Raw genomic sequence first — 21,044 nt, 5'->3', positions numbered from 1 at the left:
ATGGGGCGGAAGCAGTACAATGAATTGAACGGTGGTGATAAAGAAGGTTCATGTTCTAACCAGGGGGATTTTACACAAAAATTTGGACTTGACCTATCCAGCATATTGGCTAATACAAAAGAGACTACAGTATTGCTGTCAGAATTTATTCTTTGATTTAGATATGCACTGTCTACTCCTTTAAAGTAAAGAATAGGCAATTTAGTTACATGGTCCAATACGTAAAAGTTTAAGTCTGCCATTGATTTGGTCTGAATTTTAACATAGGTATAGCTCACTATAAAAGAAGTGAATATAGTGGTTATGCCAATTAATATTATCTTTGCTGTAAAATCGTAAATTACTTTGAAATCTTTACTCTGCAATAGAAGGTCAATATAATTACCTGTAATGTAAGGCACTATAATTGACATGAGCCATCCAATGATACTAAAAAACAGAAATACTATCAGGGAGCTTTTGTACTTAAATATAAATTTTTTAACAAAGTTAAATATTTTCATATTGATCAACTCTCTTGCATTTTTTAGAAATTACTTCTCTTTTCCTAAAGATTTAATTAATTCAACTGTCTTTTGCTTCAATATTTCTGCTCTTACTTCTGGATAGCCAGCATTCGTATCTGGAACATCTAATTCTATGTCTGGTTTCACACCTTCTATAAAAAATGAACTCCCCTCTTGGTTTAAAATTGTGCCGGCTTCAAATCTTATAATCAATCCACTGTTAGGAAGCCTCATATATGAGGTAAGTGAACCGTCTCCTAAAGTGCTTCTTCCTACCAATGTAGCAAAACCTGTTTCTTTACAAAACTTGGCAAATTCTGTGGCTGCAGAAAAAGTCGCTCTGTCTATTATTAGAAATATCTTCCCTTTGAAATTTACATATTCATTTGATTTGAAAAACTTTTCTATATACTTTTCCTCTTGTTTAAATAGGTTTTTTTTAAATTCATAGATTGTAAAATCTTTTTTCATCTCTTCTGAAAGTTTATCGTATATTGGACTCTCTCTGAATTTATCTTCGTCATAAAATATTACATATTCCCTGAAATTTTTTTGCGTATAATTCCCCTTTCGCGATAAATAAAAATATGTATTTTTATCCTCATTTTCTAAATATTCCAATTTTAAATATTCTAAACCTCTTTCTCCTATCAGTGGAGCTACTATAGCATCTATCCAGTATTCTGAAGAACCTCCTACATTTCCACTAATGTCTATAATTAAATAAGGATAATCTTTGATAGTTTTTAAAAAGTTGTATATTTCTTTTTTCTCTTCCCGATAATTTTTACTGTTCTGATCTTTATCTATCAAAAAAGAATTAACTCTTAAATACGCTATTTTATCCTCTTCTAAAATTTCTGTTTTTATATTTTTCTGCCCCCTCCTCATTTGAACAAAAAGGCTCTCGTTATACTTGGGATTTACACTTCCTAGCAATTCGCTCCATTTTTCATAATTTTTCTTGGAATCTTTGAATATTTTTATAAAAGCCTCAAAGTCAACAAAATTTTTCATCGTTTCATCTTCAATTAATTTTAAAATGTAATTAAAATAGCTAGGACTTGCTACATAAAGGTGCCCATCATGCAATTTCCCCAAAATTTCATTTAATTTATTATAAAACTCAATATTATTCCTTGTATTTTTTATCTCTTCTATAAACTCTTCCTTATGTGCCAGCCAGTCATAGCCGTACATTTTCTTAACTTCATAAAAGTGCGCGTAATTGTCTTTTAAAATGTTATACATATATTCAAAATCTTCTATTTTTTCTTTTTCTGTTAACTCTTTTATTTCCTTTGGTGCAAATAGAGTATTTGAGGTGTATATACCGGTAAAAAATCCTGTTGAAAATATTACAATCAATAAAAATATCAAAGTAATCGTAGAAATTGACAGTTTCCTACTCAACAATATCACACCTTTTCCCTTATTTAATACCCTTCTCTTCACTTTCTAATGATTTAATTAATTGCCGTATTTTTTGTTTTAGCTCTTCATCTTTTTCAAATGGGTTTTTAGGAATCATTTTTATTTCTATATCCGGCACAGTCCCCGTTTCAAAATATGAAGTACCATCCTGATTTATAATCATTTCCCCGTCAAATCTCACAATTAACCCGCTATTAGGAAGGCGCATTAAACCTGGCATAAGCCATCCTCCATCTCCTTTTCTGGTTCTTTCACCTATTACTGTAGCAAAGCCCGTTTCTTTACAAAATTCTGCAAATATACTTGCTGTTGAATAAGTGGTTCTACTAACGATTAAAAATATCTTCCCATTAAAATCTACAGGTTCTACATATTTAGAAAATTTTTCAAAATCTTTTACTATATCTGTGGTCGCATAGTACATGAAATTTTCTTTTACTCCTGCAGGAAGCAAATCATACATAGGAAGTTTATCTATAGTATTATTTTTCAAATCTGGTATATAATTTTCAAGCAGATTAACAATATATTCCCCGCCTCTTATAAGATAAGTCTTTTCTACTGACAAGTTTTTAACTTCTTTTAACTTATTCCTCAAAGGTGCTACTATAGCATTCAACCAGTACTCCCTATTACCCCCTTCATTATCACTAATATCTATGACTAAATATGGATAATCCTTTATATTTCTCAAAAAATCATATATCATATTTCTCTCCTTTTTATATTCTTCTCCGTCTTTGTGATAATCAATTAAAAAAGAATAGATTTTCAAATAAGCGATCTTTCCAGGTTCTATAACGTCTGTCACAACGTTTTCTCTTCTTTTCTTTAGTGAATAATAATCTTCTAGTTCGCCCTGTCTATATGTATTCTTAAAGATTTTTTCCCACATCTTATAAGAACTTTCTGATTCCCTAAACATATCTTCATAAGGTTTAAAACCTAATGGTCCAAATAAATATTTATAATACCCAGGACTTAAAACATGTGTATGCCCATCATGCAATTTTAATAGAATATCATTTAATGCATAATAAAATTCTAAATTATTTTTTGTCTTCTTTATCTTTTCTTTAAATTGCTCTTTATATTCTAACCAGTCATAACCATACATCTTTTTCACTTCATAAAAATGAGCATAATTGTCTTTTAAGATGTTATACATGTATTCAAAGTCTTCTATTTTTTGCTTTTCTGTTAATTCCTTTGTCCAATATAAATTAAGCCGTGTATTCAAAAAAATATGTGTACTGAGTAATATGATTATTGAAAATACCAAAGTAACTATTAAAATAGGTAACTTTTTTCTCAAGAATATATCCATCCTTTCACTTATAATTTTTAAAAGTAGCGATGCATCTAAAACTTGAAAGTTTAAATTTATCGCCATTAACATAACAATTTATTTTCTTATTTCATATTTGGAAATTAACTTGAGCACGGGTACTAAACTTCTTAATTTTCTCAGGTAACCAACCTTGTAATAAATTGTTTTTTTGACAAATTTAAATATTCCCATGTCAATCAGTTCTTTTATGTATTCTTAAAAATTCTTTTCCTTATTTTCTAAAGCTTTAATTATCTCTACTGTCTTTTGTTTTAAAAGCTCTCCTTTAACATCGGGATCGTTGGATCTAAATTTAGCCATTTCTATCTCTATGTCCGGCACTGTGCCTGTTTCAAAATAGGTCGTTCCGTCCTCATTTAAAATGGTTCCATACTCAAAACTTACAATCAATCCACTGTTAGGAAGCCTCATATACCCTATAGGCCAGCCATCTCCTCTTGTTCTAATTCCTACCAATGTAGCAAAACCTGTTTCTTTACAAAATTCTGCAAAACTATTGGCAGCTGAAAAGGTGTTTTGATCGATTATTACAAATATTTTCCCTTTAAAACCAACAGGCTCTTTCTCCTCTATTTGCCCGTTAAAATAGGCTTTTGTCCTTTCCCTCATTTCTTTCACATTATATCTTCCTTCCATGTAGTACTTAAATTCTTTCTTTATTCCCTCAGAAATAAGATTGTAATTAGGTAGTTTTTCTATCGGTTTTAAGGAATCTTTAGGTAAATATTCCCTCATCACATTCATTACATAAGCTCCATTTCTTATTAAATATGTTTTCCAATATTCTTTATTTTCCACTTCATTTCCTTTATCTAGCAACGGATTTACTATAGCATCCACCCAATATAACGTGTTTCCTCCTCCATTGCCACTTATATCTATAATTAGATATGGGTAATCTTTTATGTTTTTTAAAAAATTATTTATTTTTTCTCTGTCTTCTTTGTATTTTTCAAAATCTTTATCAACGTCTATTGCAAAAGAGTTAACTCTTAAATAAGCAATTTTATTTTCTTCTACAATCTCTGTTTTTATATTATTCGTGCTTACTATAGTTCTTGAAGTATATCCAGGTATATTTTCCTTAAATAACTTATCCCAGGTTCTATATGCCTTTTCTGATTTTTTAAAAATATCTATAAAAGGCCCAAGTTGTATATTTTCTTTTTTTAAAGTAGTATAGTTGTTAGCAATTCTCAATGTATAATGATAAAAAATTGGGTCTAAAACATACGTATGCCAATCGTGCAATTTTGATAAAATTATATTTAAGGCTTTGTAAAATTCCTCATCATCTTTGGTATTTTTTATCATCTCTTCAAACTCTTCTTTATGAGCAAGCCAGTCATAATTATACATCTTTTTTACTTCATAAAAATGCGCATAATTGTCTTTTAAAATGTCGTACATATATTCAAAGTCTTCTATTTTTTGCTTCTCTGTCAATTCCCTCGGTTCTTTCGACACAAATAGATTGTTTGAAGTATATATGCCTGTAAAAAATCCTGTTGAAAATATCACAATTAGAAAAAATATAAAAGTAATTATAGAAATTGATAGTTTCTTACCCATTACTATCACATCCTTTTAGTGGCATCTAGTAAAGGCACCCTCTAGTCTAACATCACGATGTTAGACTAGAGGGCATGTTCCTTTATAATTTTATATATGGCTCCATCCGTGCTCCAATTCCTCGGCACAGACAAAACCATGATCCACAGTAGGAACCACATAAAGTTGAACTATCTTTGCAATTACATATCACAATACCACATTCAAGACGTGGACAATCAATAACAATCAAACATGGAAGACCAGTTTTTGCCCCAAAACCTTCTACCAAATATTCCATATTGCCTTACCTCCCTTTCTTTTTATTTTTATATAGAATGTGCGCACATTCTAATCAAAATTAATACCCTAAAACATCAAATTCAAATTGGTTTAAACCTTTTCTTGTTTTTTCTCTAATAGCTCTTTTGCTATATCCTTCAAATATTCTTCTAAAACATACTTATAATCTCCACATCTTTCTGTCATTCTTTCTATTCTTCTCCTTGGACATCCTCCCATACAAATTGGCAGGAGCTTGCAATCAGTACACATCTCGTCCATTGTAGGGTCATAAAGAAGATATTCCATATATTTATCAACATTTAAAGAAACTAAGGATGTGTCGTTTAATATATTTCCTACCCTATACTCTTCTATCCCTATATCAGACCAGCACTTGTATATGTATCCCTCCGGGTCTATCACCATTGAATTTACACTATCTGCTCCACAAAAATTGTATTTTAAATGGGGGTACTTATGCATTAAATTATTCGAAAAACCTCTTTCTTTTAACACTTTTTCAAACATATAAGTAACCTTAGAATATTCATGCATAGATAGGCACTTATTTGGTACATAACAATCATTTGTAGGTTCTACATATCCCAAATAAACACTAAGTTTATTTTTCAATCCTCTTCTTTCCAACCCATCTAATATTTCATTAACTCTGTTTACGTTTTCTTTGTCTACGTTTATCCTTAAAGAAATATTTGGCATTATATCAATATTTTCTTCTATGTTAACTAGTATCTTTTCAAAAGTTCCCTGTCCACTTTTTAAAGGACGTCTTTTATCGTGTACATCCTGAGGACCATCCAATGTTATTTGTATAAATGATAATCGCAGGTTCCTAAATTGTTCCACTACTTCCCTTGTCAAGTTATATCCATTCGTTATAATAGATGCTCCATACATAACTTCATTTTCATCACAGAGCTTTATAATTTTTTCTGACATATCTTTGACAATGTCAAAAGCTAATAAAGGTTCCCCTCCATACCAAGTAATATTTACACTCTGTAATATTTACACTCTGCAAATACTTTATCCGCTGCTTTATATATTTAACTATTTTATCCTGTACTTCTTCACTCATAAATACATCTTTCTGATTGTCCTTTTCGTAGCAGTATACACAAGCAAAATTACATCCTAATGTAGGTGCAATAGTTAAACCCAAATTTTTGTCATTAAATCTACTCCGCCAGAGATTGAATCGTAATAGCTGAAGTTCGTCAATATTGTCATCTATGAGAAATTGACCTTTTTTCAAGTCTTCTATTAATTTACTGTCATCAATCGAAATGCCTTTTTCTACATAATTTTTATACTTGTCGTGATTCTTTTTTTCCATTAAGGCTAAAGCTCCTGTTCTTGAGTTATAAGCTACTATTTTCTCCGGCTCTTCAGGAAAGTCAAAGAAAAAGTTATATCTAGACGGTTTCATTTTCTTTCTCCCCTTAAAGAATTTTTATCCTGAGCCCATCTCAAAAACTTTTTACATAAAAGTTTTAAGATGTGCTTCTAGGCTGCCTGAAATCTATTTTTGCTTTACATCTTTTTTATTTATAATAGATTGGGGAAAATTCAAAAGCTTTCATCTAAGCCGTTCTATAGATATCTTTTTATACTTCTTTAGTTTTTATCTTCTACGATAAGTAAGCATTGGATATTAAAAATATTTTTCAATTTCTAAGCTTCTATCCACCCCATGGATTATTTATATCTCCATGTACCCTTGGTTCTCTTTCTTCTGCTACTAGGTATTGCCTGACCACTTTTTTATCTTTCATATAAGCTGGAACTATGTTAACATATGCCAATGTCCCAAGCAAAGAAATTACTATTATCAACAAAACTATAATTCTCCTCAATTTACTTCACCTCCCAAATCCTCTTTCAATTTTATCCTAACATTCTTACCTCTACCAGTAAAATGGCAAAAATGCTTATAGACCTCCCCAATATTTCGTTTCATCGAAATTATTCACTTTTTTCTTTCTTTTTCTCATTTTTTCATATATCGCCAGTGAAAAATTTTAATTTTGTAACTGTAAGTTACAACAGGTTAAATTTGTAAAACGGCTTCAAAGACAGTGAAATACAGTGGTACAGGATTTAAAAAGGGATTTTTAAAATAAATTATCTGAAAATTTGGACTTTAACATAAATCATCCAAACAAAGGGGACGGTTCTCTTTGTTTGAAACCTAAAAATCGGACAAAAGGAACCGTCCCCGGTGTCTGTCTGCACTGATTTATAAAGTAGCAAAATACTATAATTACAATTGATACTCAATAGCAGTTTTATTCAATTTTCTTTACACTAGCTAAAATATGCCATATTTCATTTTTGTTTTTATTATAAAATTGTTTGTCGACTTGGGCATGAGCTTCCAAGCGCCAGCCAGACTCAAATCTTGGTGGGTTATCTTTGTCATAATAAAGAACTACTGTTTTTACTTTGTTTTCAACTATTCCAGAGTATACTTCCCCTCTTTTCACATTTCCAACCACGAGTTGACTTTTTTGAAAACCCTGTTTTTCCCACTCATTCCCTCGGCTTTTATCTACAGGCACGCCCCCTACAATTCCAAGTATTGTTATCTTATTTTCTTTATCCCCCTCTTTGTACAATTCTACTCCCCAATCTGGAGAAGCTTCCTTTTCTGAAGTTGCTTCCCATGTGGGTAATTTTTCTACAACCCATCCCTTTGGATATTTAAAACTAAATGAGCCTTTAGTATCTCCAGCTTTTTTCATGTAATCGTACTCTAGATAGTTATCATAATTATATGAATAATTTTCAGGAATTGTACCTATCTTCTCCGAACAAGCCACAAAAAGAAAGAAAATCAATAAGGATAATGAAATAAAATATAACCATTTCTTCATTTTTCTCCCTCCTAGATTATTTCTTTTTTCATTTATTCTAACTCGAGAAACAAACTATACGGTAAAATCGGGTCATCCATGTATGTCAGTGTAAAAGGCCTATATTTTCCATCAGCCATTTGAGTATAGGTCCATACAGTATATTGCGCATAATAAGGAGTTTGTTCATATGCATATACTTTTTTGTTTGTTTTGTCGTTATATGCAATTAAAAATGTGTGGCCTTCATTTACTACAGCATCTCCTCTTTGAAGTTGTAGATATGATGTTAATAATTCACTTGAGGTAGGGTTATCTACATTGTATGAACCCACTTTCTTGTACGTCCCATTTTTTATCCCTTGTAAAAAACTCCATGTCGTCTGTCTACTTATCCCCCATGCAAAACTCACAAATCCAGAACAATCACTCCCATATCTAGGCATTATTCTACCATTAGGATCTGTATACGGAACATAAAAATCTGCTGCATTATTTAGACTTTGCAAAAAACCAATTTCATCTCTTTGATTCGGTGTCTGAGAATATGGTATTCCTTTATAAGTTACACCTTTTGTAAAGGTATATCTTCCTAACCATCCGGTTAGATTCTGAGAAGGAGTCCAAGAAACATCTACCATTCTCTTTGCTTTATCAACCACATAATCTCTCAAATAGGTAGAATTTGTTTTTTTATCTGTATCTTTATCTAATTTTAGAATTACCTCTCTTACATCAGTCCTTCCTTCAACATTTACTTTAATTTCTCTTGTAAAATTTGAAATTGATACTCTGACAATCGTACTTCCTTTACCTACTGCCAAAATTCTCCCTTTATAAGCAAATACTACATCAGGGTTATCACTTTCCCAATCAGCAATATTACTTACCTTTTCAAAGGTCCCGTCATTATATTTAACTATTGCATCTACGAACTCTGACTCTCCGACATTTTCAATATTTACTACTTCAGTATAGAGTATTAAATCATCTATTTTTTTTAAGGATACATTACTCAACTTATCATTATAATATAATTCGTTCAATTCTGTCCCATCTATTCTTACACTTATTCCTGACAACTCGTAATAATTCTTAGAACTAATTGAATCAGCTAAGACGGCGCTCCATGTTGATAAAATTAACAAAATTATCAATATCGAAATTACAAATCTTCTCATAAAATTATCTCCTCCCTACAAATATTTTCTACCCTATAACAAAGCAATACAGTTTATTAATTTATTTTTAAGCAATTCCTCGAAAATGAAGTTCACCACAGGCAATTTTAAATATTTAAATTCTTCCATTTCAATGACCTTATAATTTTCTTTTTGCTACTGGCAAATATTTTTGAATTGTTTTTACATCTTTTATATGGAAATAATATAGAGCAACCCTAATTAATATAAATATCTCCAATAAAGAGGTTATTATTATCAGCAGAGTTATCGCTTTTTCAATTTCCTTCACCTCCTAAATTTTCTTTCAACTTTATCCTAGCATTCTTACCTCTTCCAGTGAAATGGCAAAATCTTTGAAGAGCCCTCCCAATATTTCGTTTTGGCGAAGTTATCTATATTTTTCTTTCTTTTTCTCATTTTTTCATATATCGCCAGTGAAAAATTTTAATTTTGTAACTGTAAGTTACAATAGGTTAAATTTGTAAAATGTCTTCAAAGACAGTAAAATAAACTGTTAAGGGATTTAAAAAGGAACTTTTAAAATAAATTGTTTGAAAATTTAAACTTTATTTGTTTTTTATTTTGATTTCTTTTACATTCCTCTTTTATGGATATAATTGTTATGATTGCAAAACTTTAAATACTTTTGTTTCTGCATTTCTGAAAGCTGAGTTTTTATAGGCAATAAAACAAAAAGCTCCCCATCTTCTGGAGAGCTTTTTGTTTTCGGACAAAAAGAACCGTCCCCGGTGTCTGAATTAAAAATTTAATTTCTCGGAATACAAAAACAAGTGTTTGTCGTAAGTTTGATAACTGCATATTTCCTTGAAAGAGGTTGTCTTAAAAAATCCTATAGCATCTTGATACTGTACAACATGAGACTATAATTGCCAAATCCCAAAATAAAACAAATAGACAATGTCAAGGGGGTGAAATCTCATGAATAGAAAAACTGGCATAATTTTTACCCTGCTTGGAATCTTTATTTTGCTTGCCGGTTTTTCTTTAAGAAGTTTTATATACCAACAAGAATTTATATTGAAAAATGATGTTCATCTCAGGGTTACCTCGTTTTTATATGACAACGGCTTGCTGGATAGTAATATTTCTGACAGCTATATAGCCCATTATTATTTTTCCAAAAATGTTTTGTCAATTTTTAACGCTAAGGGACATAAATTGAGGGGACTTACCCTTTACCCCAAAGATTTTTCACATCTTCGCACGATTAAAACAATTGTAGTAGATAGTCTATTTATTAACTTTTATGCTTCTGAGCAATATGAACAAGAGATAAGGGACATTTTAGTACAATTTGACCCCAAAAGCTATCCGATTAACCCTGAAGCCATAAAACTGGCCTTGTTAAAAAATGCATGTGCTAATTTCGGTCCAATTCTAGCATTTATTAAAGAGCATGGAGTCATAGGAATACCACGACTATTTATAGGTGGATTTAATTCTGCCATAAGGATACCTGCAGTTTTATTAATATACAAAAGCCCAACGATGCAGGAATTCTTCCAATCATTAACCTTACCTGTAATAGGACTTATTATGACTGCAATAGGTCTATTCTCACTTCATAGACATTCACAAACAAGATAAAAAATTTGATGTATAAGCAGTAAAAAAATTAGGAGCGTTTGCTCCCCGCTAATTAGAAATAAATATGGGACTTGAATAAATGTAGTCGGGCCCATAGATGTACAAGTAATAGTAATATTTACCACCTGGGAAAGTAAAATCTTGGAAAGATTATATTAATATAGATATGTTCCATTCGCTGCTATACTCGTCAAATCTGTTTTCATAAATGGACTTGTAAAAATACCAAACAATATGGAATATTTTCTGTTGCTGTTTTTCTTAGATAAACACTCCAAACATTGGTAAATTAAAATATTTTTAAATTCCAACACTTTAATGAACGTAAACTTTAGACAGTTTCGATTAACTTTTTGATAGAACTACTTGAGATTTTCCTTATCATTTAAAACTTTAATATACTTATCTAAAAAAAGTAATGGATTTATCAAAAACCTTTAAACACAGCTTTATACTTGTCACTAATTGATATTTTAGCAGTTTTTATATACTTATCTATTACATCGTCAAAATATTTTTTATATTCATTTTGCATACCAGATGACATTTGTTCCACTTTTTTCAATTCTCCTTTCTTCATGCCTTCTTCTACAATAAAATTATACAATTTGTTAAACAGTAATATCCTTCTTGCATTATACCTTTCATATGTGTTCCAATATTCATCTTCTGTCATTCCACTTGCATTAATTAATTCATCTAATTTCTTCTTTGCTTCTGGGTATTCATTAAACTCTTTCTTTTCCTTCTCTATATATTCATTTATTTCACTTTCTGAGACCCTTATATTGTATTTACTTGCTAAATATTCTTGTACTTTTTCTTTAATCAATTTCTGCAGTACATAATCATCTATATTATCTGCTTGCACTCCAGATGCTAATGCTAATCCCTTCCTCAATTCAAATTCATTCTTGTATATTGGTATTCCATTAACTTCTGCAATTACATCCCCTTTATTAATTTCTAACTTATCTTTGTTGCTTTTGAAAAAAGAAGATACTTTTTTCATAATATTATCAAATTGTAATTCGTTGGCCTTTTCCTGAGGATTTTTTGCTGAAAATGAAAAGGCACCTATACTTAAAATAAAAATCAAAAAGATGCTTAAACTAACTAAGATTAAAGTTCGACTTTTTTTCACTTCAATCTACCTCCTTAAATCAAAAATTAAATGTTAAAGTTGTATAGTCAGTCCAATTGTTGGGTATCCAACTTGGATCTAATTGAAAAAGTGTCTTTGCTATAGCATTCACTGTCTTAGGTGATGTGGAATAATAACTAATTCTATATGGACTATATAAATCGAAATATATTAGCGTACCTGGATTCCAAATTGAACCATTTGGATTGTTTATGAATTGCGAAGAATCTAAGGAGCCAAGTAAAGTTCCAGAACTAGCATCTACCACATCAACACCTATTAAATAGCAATTACCATTACCTATTTCAGGACTATTGGGTAATGGATTAAAAGCAGCAACGTAGTGATCACTAATATACTTTAAGGGGTAACTAGTGTAATTAGATGCACTATAGCTTACATAAAAAGCAAAAATCTTAGTTCCCCAATCGCTCGACCACGCATAATGACGTATATAGTTTTGAGTAGAAGCAGCAAAGCCTATATTTACTAAGGAAACTGACAATACTAATATTAACAGAAAAACAAACAGTAATTTTTTCATTTTAATCCCTCCCAATTCCATGTTTAAATTTACCTTAATTAAGTTTTAAAAGCTTATTTTTTACTGAATTAACATCTTTTTATTATCACCACCTCACAAGAATAATTTAAATTTTTCATATAGCAGCATCACCTTCCAAGCATTACAAAATACCATCTTATTAAATTTTCTTCCCCCCATGGTTTAATTGCATCTGAGCTCAAATATAGTAAAGATATTGAAATAACAAATACTAGGAAAATATTCATTGATTTCTTTTTCATTTATATTTTCCCTTTACATATCTTTCCCTTAACTATATAATATATGGCAAAACAAAAAAGTTCAAGCCGATTTGAATCGGCATGAAATGTTAAAAAATGAATGGTTTCTATAAAGTAGACACCTGGAGGAATGAAACCGTCTTTGTTAAGAAGGTTTGGAGTGTTGCAATATGAGTAAGCAGCATCTTATTCACAACCCCAAAAGTCGAACAGGTGGACTTATTCGCTAGACAAGGATGGAAGATTGGTATTTTATCAGTAAAAAGAGATTGGTAATAGGCATAAAGATTGTGCTTTCAAGAAAAGTGCATAATATTTGAATCGGACAAAAGGAGACGTCTCGGCGTTTGATATACTTTAAATTGATTCATTCATTACTTCATCTCAATGGAATTATAGGAATGTAGTTCTATTGCATCTTCTTCCCACAGTGGAACTACTTTCCCTTCTCCTAATGGACTAAAAAAGCAAGATGTAAATAAAATGTTTACAACAAAGAACATAATTATTAGTTTCTTATTCATTCCATCTTCACCTGCCCTTTACATTTTCTCCTTTTAACTATATAATAGATAATAACCAGGATATTTTCAAGCCGATTTGAATCGGCATGAGGTGTTAAAAAATGGATGGTTTCTATTATGATTTAGAAGCATTTGGTGAAGAACTTAAAAATATTCGCAAATCTCTGGGACTTTCCCAAAGCGATGTTGCTGAACAAGCTTTCATCAGCAGGGATACACTTAGAAAAATTGAAAACGGTAAAGTCATACCCAAACAGGAAACTTTAGATCTTTTGTCCCATCTCTATAAAAAAGATTTAAATGAATTGCTCCTAAAATACAGATTAAAAGATTATTCTACTTTCTTTGACATAAAATCCTCTCTCGAAAAGAAACTTGAAAGCGGAGATTTTGAAAGTTTGAGAGATGATATTGATAGGTTAAAGAAATTGCTTGAAAAAGGTGATATGAGCCTATATTACTCTAAGTTATTAAATCAACTTTTACTAACTGCTGAGTCTGTCTTTGAAAAAACAATCAATGAAAATTATGAAAAAGCTATGGAAAAGCTTCAAAAAGCGATGGAAATCACTATCCCAAATTTCTCTCTTTCTAATTATGCGGATTTTGTTTACAGTGACATGGAAATTCGAATTCTAATGAACATGGCTTTGCTCCTCAGAAAAATAGAAGGTGCAGAAAAAAGCCTTGAAGTCCTCTTATTCTGCTTACATAATCTTTCTTCTGAAGAATGGGAAACGAGAATAAGGTTGTATTACAATATATCATATACTTATCACATTCTTTCTCTTGCTGAAGAATCTTTACATTATGCAAATCTTGGAATAGAAACCTGTGTAAAAAATAATATCTTAAGTGGTCTGGGACTTCTGTATTTTAGAAAAGCAATTGCAGAGTACAATCTTGGCAGAGAAGAATACAAAGACTCTTTATCTAAATCCATACATTTACTCGAAATAACTGGTCAGGAAAAACTTATAAAGACGATTATGGAGTCCTGCAGGAAGTTTTATAATTTGGAAATTTCTAAGGAAAACAATATGCTTATAATAAAAAGTCATGAATAAAACGAAATTTTTCTCTCTCATTTTTATATTTGACACCCAAAATTTCCAATTATTCTGTCACATCCATTGATGAGACAGTGTTTTCTATCAAAGGACAAAACAAAAAGCTCTCCAGAAAATGGAGAGCTTTTGACTGTTGACAAAATAGAAAAGTGGCATTTTGTGTGTAAATGCGACTTGTTGCCAAAGCGATAACTAAACTTGGCGAACTTGAGGAGCGAAGGCGGGGCGAGCGAAGCGAGCGGCCACCTGAGCCCAAAGGGCGAATTGGCCGGTACCCCGCCTGAGCCCTCAAGTGAGCTTTAGTTTAGTCGCTTTGCAACTCCGGAGCATTAACACAAAATGCCACTTAGATTAAGAAAGACTTTGTCAACAAACTGAAGCTCTCCAGAAAATGGAGAGCTTTTTGTTTTCAAACAAATAGAACTATCCCTAAGGTTTGCTGGAGAATTTTTTCACACCACTGAACTGTCTCCGGTGTTTGATTACGCTCCTAAGAACATTTTTAAGTCATCTTCTACGTTTGTTATGCCACCAATACCAAATTTCTCAACTAATACTTTTGTCACATTTGGTGATAGGAAAGCAGGAAGTGTTGGGCCTAAGTGAATATTTTTTACTCCAAGGTAAAGTAGTGCCAGAAGTACTATTACAGCTTTTTGTTCATACCATGCAATGTTATATGATATAGGAAGTTCGTTTATGTCGTTTAATCCGAATATTTCTTTAAGCTTCATTGCTATTACAGCAAGGGAATAAGAGTCGTTGCACTGTCCGGCATCTAATACTCTTGGAATGCCATCTATGTCTCCAAGATTTAGCTTGTTGTATCTGTATTTTGCACATCCTGCGGTTAGAATCACTGTGTCTTTTGGAAGAACTTTGGCAAATTCTGTATAATAGGTTCTACTTTTCATTCTTCCGTCGCAGCCTGCCATTACAAAGAATCTCTTTATTGCTCCTGTCTTTACTGCTTCTACAATCTTATCCGCTAACTGTAAAACCTGGTTGTGAGCAAAGCCTCCTATTATTTCTCCTCTTTCAATCTCTACAGGAGGTTTGCATCTTTTGGCATGCTCAATTATCTCTGAGAAATCTTTCTTACCATCTGGTCCTTCAGGAATGTATTTTACCCCTTCAAAGCCTACGACGCCTGTAGTGTAGACTCTGTCTTTATAAGAGTCTTTAGGCGGAATGAGGCAGTTTGTAGTCATTAAAATTGGTCCGTTAAATAGTTCGAATTCCTTGTCCTGCTGCCACCATGCATTGCCATAATTGCCTACAAAGTGAGGATATTTCTTAAAAGCAGGATAATAGTGAGCTGGTAACATCTCTCCATGAGTATATACATCTACACCTGTGCCAGCAGTTTGCTCAAGAAGCTGTTCTAAGTCCTTTAAATCGTGACCGCTTACCAATATTCCTGGATTATTTCTCACTCCAATATTGACTTTTGTTATCTCAGGATGACCGTAGGTAGAAGTATTGGCTTTGTCAAGAAGTGCCATTGTATCTACGCCGTATTTCCCTGTCTCCATTGCCAAAGCCACATAGTCATCCACTGTCAAACTGTCATCTAAAACCTTAGCCAAAGCTTTCTCCATAAACTTAAATATATTGTCATCTTTATACCCCAGTTGATATGCATGATATGCATAAGCTGCCATACCCTTTACACCATAAGTTATTAACTCCCTTAAAGACCTTATGTCTTCATCTTCTGTAGATAAAACTCCTACTTCCTGAGAAATTGCTTCTATATCGGCATCCGTGCCATAAGTCCATGAAATGGCATCTATATTTTCATATTCGTCTACTCTTACACCTTTATTTCTAAGGTCTTCTTTGATTTCATCCCTCAATGCCACTGCTTCTTTTATTTTTCTTAAGAAGAAGTTCCTGTCAAAATTCACATTTGTAATTGTAGAAAATAAGCCTTCAATTAGGAAGCGATCTGTTTTTTCTTTATTTACACCGACTTCTCTTGCCTTTAAGTTTAAAAAAGATATGCCCTTCAGGGTAAAAATTAGCAAATCCTGAAGGTTTGCTACATCGGCTGTTTTGCCGCACACACCAATTGTCGTACATCCTGTATTCTTCAATGCCTCCTGACATTGATAACAAAACATCTTCATGCCCACTACCTCCTTAAATTTGTTTTTACATAGTAAATGATAGGGTATATTAAGAGAAAAATCTGTGACAAAAATCACATAAAATAAAAAAGTCCCAAATAACTTTGGGACAAAATCAGAGCATTTTTCTGAGTTCTTCTAAATCTTTTATCAATATTTTGTCTTTGCCAAGCTTTATTATTCCATCTCTATCCATTTGACTTAAAATCCTTGTGATATTTTCTCGAGAAGTTCCGGCTAAATTGGCCAGTTCCTGTCTTTTTAGGTCTATTTCTACCAAAATTCCTTCTTTTGTGGATATGCCCCTTTCTCTCGCAAAAGTAAGTAAAATAGAAGCTGTTCTTCCTACAGAGTCTCTTAAAGCTAGGTTTTCTATCACAACAGCTATGTATTTCAACCTTTTTGCCAATATCTTTATTATGCTAAGGGCTATTTGGGTATCTTTTAAAATTAGGTCTTCTATGTCTTTATTTCTTAGTTCCAAAATTTCGCTATCCTCTATTGCTTCAGCAGTAGCCGGATATTCGCCTCCTATAAATAAGGTAGATTCTCCGAAGACATCCCCTTCTTCCATTATCTTTATAGTATATTCTTTCCCGACAGAAGAGATTTTGGAGATTTTTATTTTTCCTGTCTTCACAAAATATATAGCTTCTCCTTTTTGACCTTCTGTGAAGATAATGCATCCCTTTTTGACAGGTTTTAATGTTGCAATGTTGTGTAGTTTCTCGAGCTTTTCATCTTCTAGCTCACTGAAGTAAGGGATTTTTCTTAAATATTCAAGTTCTTTCACGGGCTTTACCACCCTTTATCCTTCTTCTGTCCTGTACTTATCTAAACTTACAAATTTTGTATACTGAGCGAGCCACAAAAGCTCTACCACTCCTGTAGGTCCGTTTCTGTGTTTTGCAATTATCACTTCTGCTATGTTTTTCTTTTCAGAGTCTTTATGATAGTAATCATCTCTATACAAAAACATGACAATGTCAGCATCCTGCTCTATTGCTCCTGATTCTCTTAAATCGCTTAAAACAGGCCTGTGGTCTGACCTGGTCTCAGGTGCGCGTGAAAGCTGGGATAAGGTGATTACTGGGACGTTTAATTCTCTTGCCAGGCTTTTTAATGACCTTGATATTTCTGAAATTTCTTGCTGTCTGTTTTCTGCTCTTCCTCTTCCCTGCATAAGCTGAAGGTAATCTATCATCACCAACCCTAAGCCCTTTTCAAGCTTTAATCTCCTTGCTTTTGCTCTTATGTCCATTACAGTTACACCGGGAGTATCGTCAATGTAGATAGGAGCCTTTGAAAGAGGAGTCATGGCAGCTGCTAATTTCATCCAGTCCTCTTCATCTAAATTTCCGGTCCTGAGTTTCTGGCTGTCAATATTGGCCGTTGAGCATATAAGCCTTGTGACAAGCTGTTCTTTTGACATCTCTAAACTAAATATAGCAACAGGAAGCCCTGTTAAAAGTGCGGCATTTTGTGCAATGTTTAGCGCAAATGAAGTCTTGCCCATTGAAGGCCTTGCAGCGATTAATATAAAGTCAGAAGGCTGAAATCCCGCTGTCTTGGCATCTAAATCTGGAAAACCCGAAGGTATACCTGTAAGCTTTCCTTTGTTTTTATAAAGCTCTTCAATTTTATAAAAAGTATCCATTAAAATGTCTTTCATTGAAGAAAAAGTAGTGGTATTCCTTCCCTGGGCTATGTCGAATATTTTCTGTTCGGCAATATCTAAAACAGTTTCCACGTCGTCTTCCTGATAGCTTAGTTCCATAATCTCTGAAGATGCCTCAATAAGCCGCCTTAAAGTAGCTTTTTCTTTTATAAGTTTAGCGTAATAGGAGACATTGGCTGTGGTAATTACGCTGGAAGTGAGGCTTGCAAGGTATTCTATTCCGCCCACTACTTCCAGCATGTCCCTTTTCCTTAGCTCATCCACTACTGTAACAAGGTCGACTGGTATGTCCTTTTCAAACATTTCCATTATTACGTCAAAAAGTTTCTTGTGGGATTCTTTATAAAAATCCTCTGCTCTTAATATCTCAGACACTTCTATTATGGCTTCTCTGGACAAGAGCATTGAACCTAAAACCGATTGTTCTGCCTCTATGTTTTGGGGAGGGATGCGCGTCCTGTCCATTCATATTCCCCCTCACTTTTCACTCGGCTACCACATCCACCTGCACTTTTGCTGTAACTCCCTGATACAATTTTATCTCGGCATAGTAAGTGCCAGTTGTCTTTATATTTTCAGGAAGGACTATTTTCTTTTTGTCAATTTCAAATCCCTTTTCTTTTAAGGCTTCTTCTACATCTTTTGAAGTAACAGAACCAAAGAGTTTGCCATTTTCTCCTGCTTTTACTTTCAATGTCACTCCCACTTTAGAAAGTTTTTGAGCCAGTTCCTTTGCCTGCTCTAATTCCTGCTGCCTCTTTCTCTCTTCTGCCTTTTTCTTTTCATTTAACATTTTTAAATTTGACTCTGTAGCTTCAATTGCAAGTCCCTTAGGAATCAGATAATTCCTTCCATATCCGTCGCTTACATTTACAACCTCTCCTGCCTTACCCACATTTTTTACATCTTTTACCAATATAACTTTCATCTATCTTCACCTTCCTCTTCAAAGTATTCTTTTATAGCCTGTTTCAATTCATTTAACACTTCCTCCATAGGCTTTTTAACCTGTGCACCGGCGACAGTCAAATGTCCTCCTCCACCCAATTTTTCTAGTATTATTTGTACATTTACATCTCCCATGGAACGGCCGCTTATGGCGACATCCTCTTCCCTCTGCAGAAGGACAAAAGAAGCTTTTACTCCTTTTATTGTCAAAAGTTCATCAGCCGCCTGTGCGATTATTAAATTGTTGGCAGCAGGAGGGCTTATAGCTATTGCAATGCCATTGTCAAGTATTTCTGCATTTTTTACTATAGTCGCTTTTATGATGTAGGAAGCCAAATCGTTCTGGAAAAGCTGTTTCACAGAAGTTGTATCTGCTCCTTTTTTTCTCAGGAAAGAAGCCGCTTCAAAAGTCCTGGAACCTGTTCTAAAAGTGAAGTTTTTAGTGTCAACAGCTATTCCAGCAAGAAGAGCTTCTGCCTCAATCGGTTTTAAATCGACTTTTTCTACAATATACTGGAGTATTTCAGTCACAAGCTCACTGGCAGAAGAAGCATATGGCTCTAAGTAGACTAACACAGCTTTGTCAATGAATTCTTTACCTCTTCTGTGGTGGTCAATTACAACAATTCTATCAATCAATTCTACAATTTCGGGGTAGCTGAGATAACTTGGCCTGTGTGTATCCACCACTATTAATAAGCTGTTTTCATCTATCATGTTTTTCACTTCTGAACTTTTTATAAACAGGTCTTGATACCCATCTGTTGCCTTTATTTTCTTCACAAGCTCATCTATAGCCACATTGGATTTGTCCAGGATTATATAAGCTTTTTTACCCAAATCCGCACAAGCTCTGTACATCCCAATAGCCGCACCTAAAGAGTCAAAGTCCATAAAATTGTGCCCCATTATAAAAATGGTAGAAGATTCTTTAATAAGTTCTCTTAAGGCGTGGGCTATAACTCTTGCTTTTACTCTTGTCCTTTTTTCTACAGCCTGTGTCCTTCCGCCGTAAAAAGATATTTTGTCTCCTCTTTTTACAACAGCCTGGTCTCCTCCCCTCCCCAGCGCAAGGTCTAAAGCAGAAGAAGCGTACTCGTTTAAAGTGAGAAAATCGTCAGCTTCTGCCCCTACGCCTATGCTCAAGGTGAGAAGGACTCTCATTTCCTCTCCAGTTTCTCTTATTTTGTCTAATATGTCAAATCTATTTTCTTCCAGTTTTTTTAATTCTCCTTCTTTAAAAATTGCAAAGTATTTGTCGTCATCATATTTTTTCAAAAAGGCTTTTATAGAAGAAGCCCATTCTGAGAGTTTTTTCTCTATTTCAGAAGAGATGACGGCTCTTTTTACATCTTCCACGCTCATCAATGCTTCTTCGTAATTGTCAATCATTATATGAGCTACAACAGGCCTTGAAGTTGCCAAGCTCTTTTTCAATTGTACATAGTCTGTATCGTCAAAAAAGAGCAAGGTAGCACTTGTATCTCCCTCTCTTTTTTTCTTGAAAGAGGATTCTATTTTCAAGACAGAATAGTATCTGCCATTGAATTCTATCTGCCCTTTTAATTCTTCTGTTTTTGCTGTGACATACTTTTTTATGAGCTTTTTTATCTCTTCATTTTCATTAAAGGTTTGAGAATAATGGGTGTTATACCATATAATTTCTCCTCTGTCATTTAAAATAACAGCAGGAAGCGGAATCTTTGCCAAGACAGTTTTTGAAGCCTTGTCCACACTGAAAAATATATCCTCTATGTACCTGTCAAGCTCTATCTTTTTCCTCTTTACCCCATAGTATTCTGCCAAAAGTATGTATAAAAGGATGATAAAAGAAATAGAAGCGATTATTTTGTTGTAATAAAATAAAAACCCTATTAAGAAAGCAGATAGCAAGAGGTTTAAGATGTTTATGGAAGATATTATCCTATAAAATTTTTTATCCACAA

At 33.0% G+C, this 21,044-nt stretch carries 21 protein-coding genes; 2 read left to right on the top strand and 19 right to left on the bottom strand.

Translation table 11 applies throughout. The annotated features are described in order from the left end of the window. The 10 genes from EV203_RS07130 to EV203_RS13395 all read right to left on the bottom strand — a co-directional run. On the bottom strand, positions 1 to 413 hold a 413-nt coding region (locus EV203_RS07130), incomplete at its 3' end, for an ABC transporter transmembrane domain-containing protein (RefSeq protein ID WP_243700614.1). A 120-nt stretch (positions 414 to 533) separates the two neighbouring features. Beyond that, on the bottom strand, positions 534 to 1,919 hold the full coding sequence (locus tag EV203_RS07125; RefSeq protein WP_424945276.1) for a S41 family peptidase: 1,386 nt from the start codon (positions 1,917 to 1,919) through the stop codon (positions 534 to 536). A gap of 19 nt (positions 1,920 to 1,938) precedes the next feature. Then, positions 1,939 to 3,339 carry a S41 family peptidase gene (locus EV203_RS07120; RefSeq protein WP_424945275.1) on the bottom strand — a complete coding sequence of 467 codons (1,401 nt, stop codon included), beginning with the start codon at positions 3,337 to 3,339 and terminating at the stop codon, positions 1,939 to 1,941. Positions 3,340 to 3,486: 147 nt separating this feature from the next. Further along, complete coding sequence (locus EV203_RS07115) at positions 3,487 to 4,863, bottom strand: S41 family peptidase (protein WP_132039785.1); 1,377 nt, start codon at positions 4,861 to 4,863, stop codon at positions 3,487 to 3,489. A gap of 372 nt (positions 4,864 to 5,235) precedes the next feature. Continuing rightward, positions 5,236 to 6,087, bottom strand: coding sequence for a radical SAM protein (locus tag EV203_RS13790; protein WP_243700613.1), 852 nt, complete (start codon positions 6,085 to 6,087; stop codon positions 5,236 to 5,238). Positions 6,088 to 6,100: 13 nt separating this feature from the next. Continuing rightward, positions 6,101 to 6,577: a hypothetical protein gene (locus EV203_RS13785; RefSeq protein WP_243700612.1), complete on the bottom strand. Its 477-nt coding sequence runs from the start codon at positions 6,575 to 6,577 to the stop codon at positions 6,101 to 6,103. Between the two features lie 253 nt (positions 6,578 to 6,830). After that, complete coding sequence (locus EV203_RS13400; protein WP_165911586.1) at positions 6,831 to 7,004, bottom strand: hypothetical protein; 174 nt, start codon at positions 7,002 to 7,004, stop codon at positions 6,831 to 6,833. 432 nt (positions 7,005 to 7,436) lie between these two features. Further along, positions 7,437 to 8,024 (bottom strand): hypothetical protein, encoded by a 588-nt coding sequence (locus EV203_RS07105; RefSeq protein ID WP_011026735.1) that lies wholly within the window; start codon positions 8,022 to 8,024, stop codon positions 7,437 to 7,439. Positions 8,025 to 8,056: 32 nt separating this feature from the next. Then, positions 8,057 to 9,184, bottom strand: a complete 1,128-nt coding sequence (locus tag EV203_RS07100) for a hypothetical protein (protein WP_132039783.1) — start codon at positions 9,182 to 9,184, stop codon at positions 8,057 to 8,059. A 139-nt stretch (positions 9,185 to 9,323) separates the two neighbouring features. Next, a complete protein-coding gene (locus EV203_RS13395; RefSeq protein WP_165911587.1) occupies positions 9,324 to 9,476 on the bottom strand; it encodes a hypothetical protein in 153 nt (50 codons plus the stop codon). Positions 9,477 to 10,126: 650 nt separating this feature from the next. Between EV203_RS13395 and EV203_RS07095 the strand changes: the two genes are divergently transcribed. Next, positions 10,127 to 10,795 (top strand): hypothetical protein, encoded by a 669-nt coding sequence (locus EV203_RS07095; RefSeq protein ID WP_132039781.1) that lies wholly within the window; start codon positions 10,127 to 10,129, stop codon positions 10,793 to 10,795. 427 nt (positions 10,796 to 11,222) lie between these two features. Here EV203_RS07095 and EV203_RS07090 read toward each other — a convergent pair whose 3' ends face one another. The 4 genes from EV203_RS07090 to EV203_RS14085 form a co-directional block, all read right to left on the bottom strand. Continuing rightward, positions 11,223 to 11,939 carry a SurA N-terminal domain-containing protein gene (locus EV203_RS07090; RefSeq protein ID WP_132039779.1) on the bottom strand — a complete coding sequence of 239 codons (717 nt, stop codon included), beginning with the start codon at positions 11,937 to 11,939 and terminating at the stop codon, positions 11,223 to 11,225. Between the two features lie 19 nt (positions 11,940 to 11,958). Next, positions 11,959 to 12,483, bottom strand: coding sequence for a hypothetical protein (locus tag EV203_RS07085; protein WP_236727743.1), 525 nt, complete (start codon positions 12,481 to 12,483; stop codon positions 11,959 to 11,961). Between the two features lie 128 nt (positions 12,484 to 12,611). Next, entirely contained in the window at positions 12,612 to 12,746 is a 135-nt protein-coding gene (locus EV203_RS14090) for a hypothetical protein (RefSeq protein WP_269078361.1), read from the bottom strand. A gap of 374 nt (positions 12,747 to 13,120) precedes the next feature. Next, positions 13,121 to 13,249 carry a hypothetical protein gene (locus EV203_RS14085; RefSeq protein WP_279432255.1) on the bottom strand — a complete coding sequence of 43 codons (129 nt, stop codon included), beginning with the start codon at positions 13,247 to 13,249 and terminating at the stop codon, positions 13,121 to 13,123. Between the two features lie 122 nt (positions 13,250 to 13,371). On the opposite strand from EV203_RS14085, the gene EV203_RS07080 reads away from it, so the two are divergent. Further along, the gene (locus tag EV203_RS07080) at positions 13,372 to 14,337 is read left to right on the top strand and encodes a helix-turn-helix domain-containing protein (RefSeq protein ID WP_132039777.1); all 966 of its coding nucleotides are present in this window, start codon (positions 13,372 to 13,374) and stop codon (positions 14,335 to 14,337) included. Between the two features lie 485 nt (positions 14,338 to 14,822). On the opposite strand, the gene hcp is transcribed toward EV203_RS07080, so the two are convergent. From hcp to EV203_RS07055, 5 genes are all read right to left on the bottom strand, one after another. Continuing rightward, positions 14,823 to 16,472: a hydroxylamine reductase gene (gene hcp / locus EV203_RS07075; protein WP_132039775.1), complete on the bottom strand. Its 1,650-nt coding sequence runs from the start codon at positions 16,470 to 16,472 to the stop codon at positions 14,823 to 14,825. Positions 16,473 to 16,587: 115 nt separating this feature from the next. Continuing rightward, the gene (locus EV203_RS07070) at positions 16,588 to 17,277 is read right to left on the bottom strand and encodes a Crp/Fnr family transcriptional regulator (protein WP_009611311.1); all 690 of its coding nucleotides are present in this window, start codon (positions 17,275 to 17,277) and stop codon (positions 16,588 to 16,590) included. A 3-nt stretch (positions 17,278 to 17,280) separates the two neighbouring features. Then, on the bottom strand, positions 17,281 to 18,615 hold the full coding sequence (gene dnaB / locus EV203_RS07065; protein ID WP_011026743.1) for a replicative DNA helicase: 1,335 nt from the start codon (positions 18,613 to 18,615) through the stop codon (positions 17,281 to 17,283). A gap of 19 nt (positions 18,616 to 18,634) precedes the next feature. Next, on the bottom strand, positions 18,635 to 19,078 hold the full coding sequence (rplI, locus tag EV203_RS07060; RefSeq protein ID WP_011026744.1) for a 50S ribosomal protein L9: 444 nt from the start codon (positions 19,076 to 19,078) through the stop codon (positions 18,635 to 18,637). Further along, positions 19,075 to 21,042 carry a DHH family phosphoesterase gene (locus EV203_RS07055; RefSeq protein ID WP_011026745.1) on the bottom strand — a complete coding sequence of 656 codons (1,968 nt, stop codon included), beginning with the start codon at positions 21,040 to 21,042 and terminating at the stop codon, positions 19,075 to 19,077. Before EV203_RS07055 ends, rplI begins: the two co-directional genes overlap by 4 nt. Positions 21,043 to 21,044 lie beyond the last annotated feature (2 nt).

Source organism: Caldanaerobacter subterraneus (assembly GCF_004345675.1).
In the GTDB taxonomy this organism is placed as follows: domain Bacteria; phylum Bacillota; class Thermoanaerobacteria; order Thermoanaerobacterales; family Thermoanaerobacteraceae; genus Thermoanaerobacter; species Thermoanaerobacter subterraneus.
This window is presented reverse-complemented; position numbering and strand designations above follow the sequence as displayed.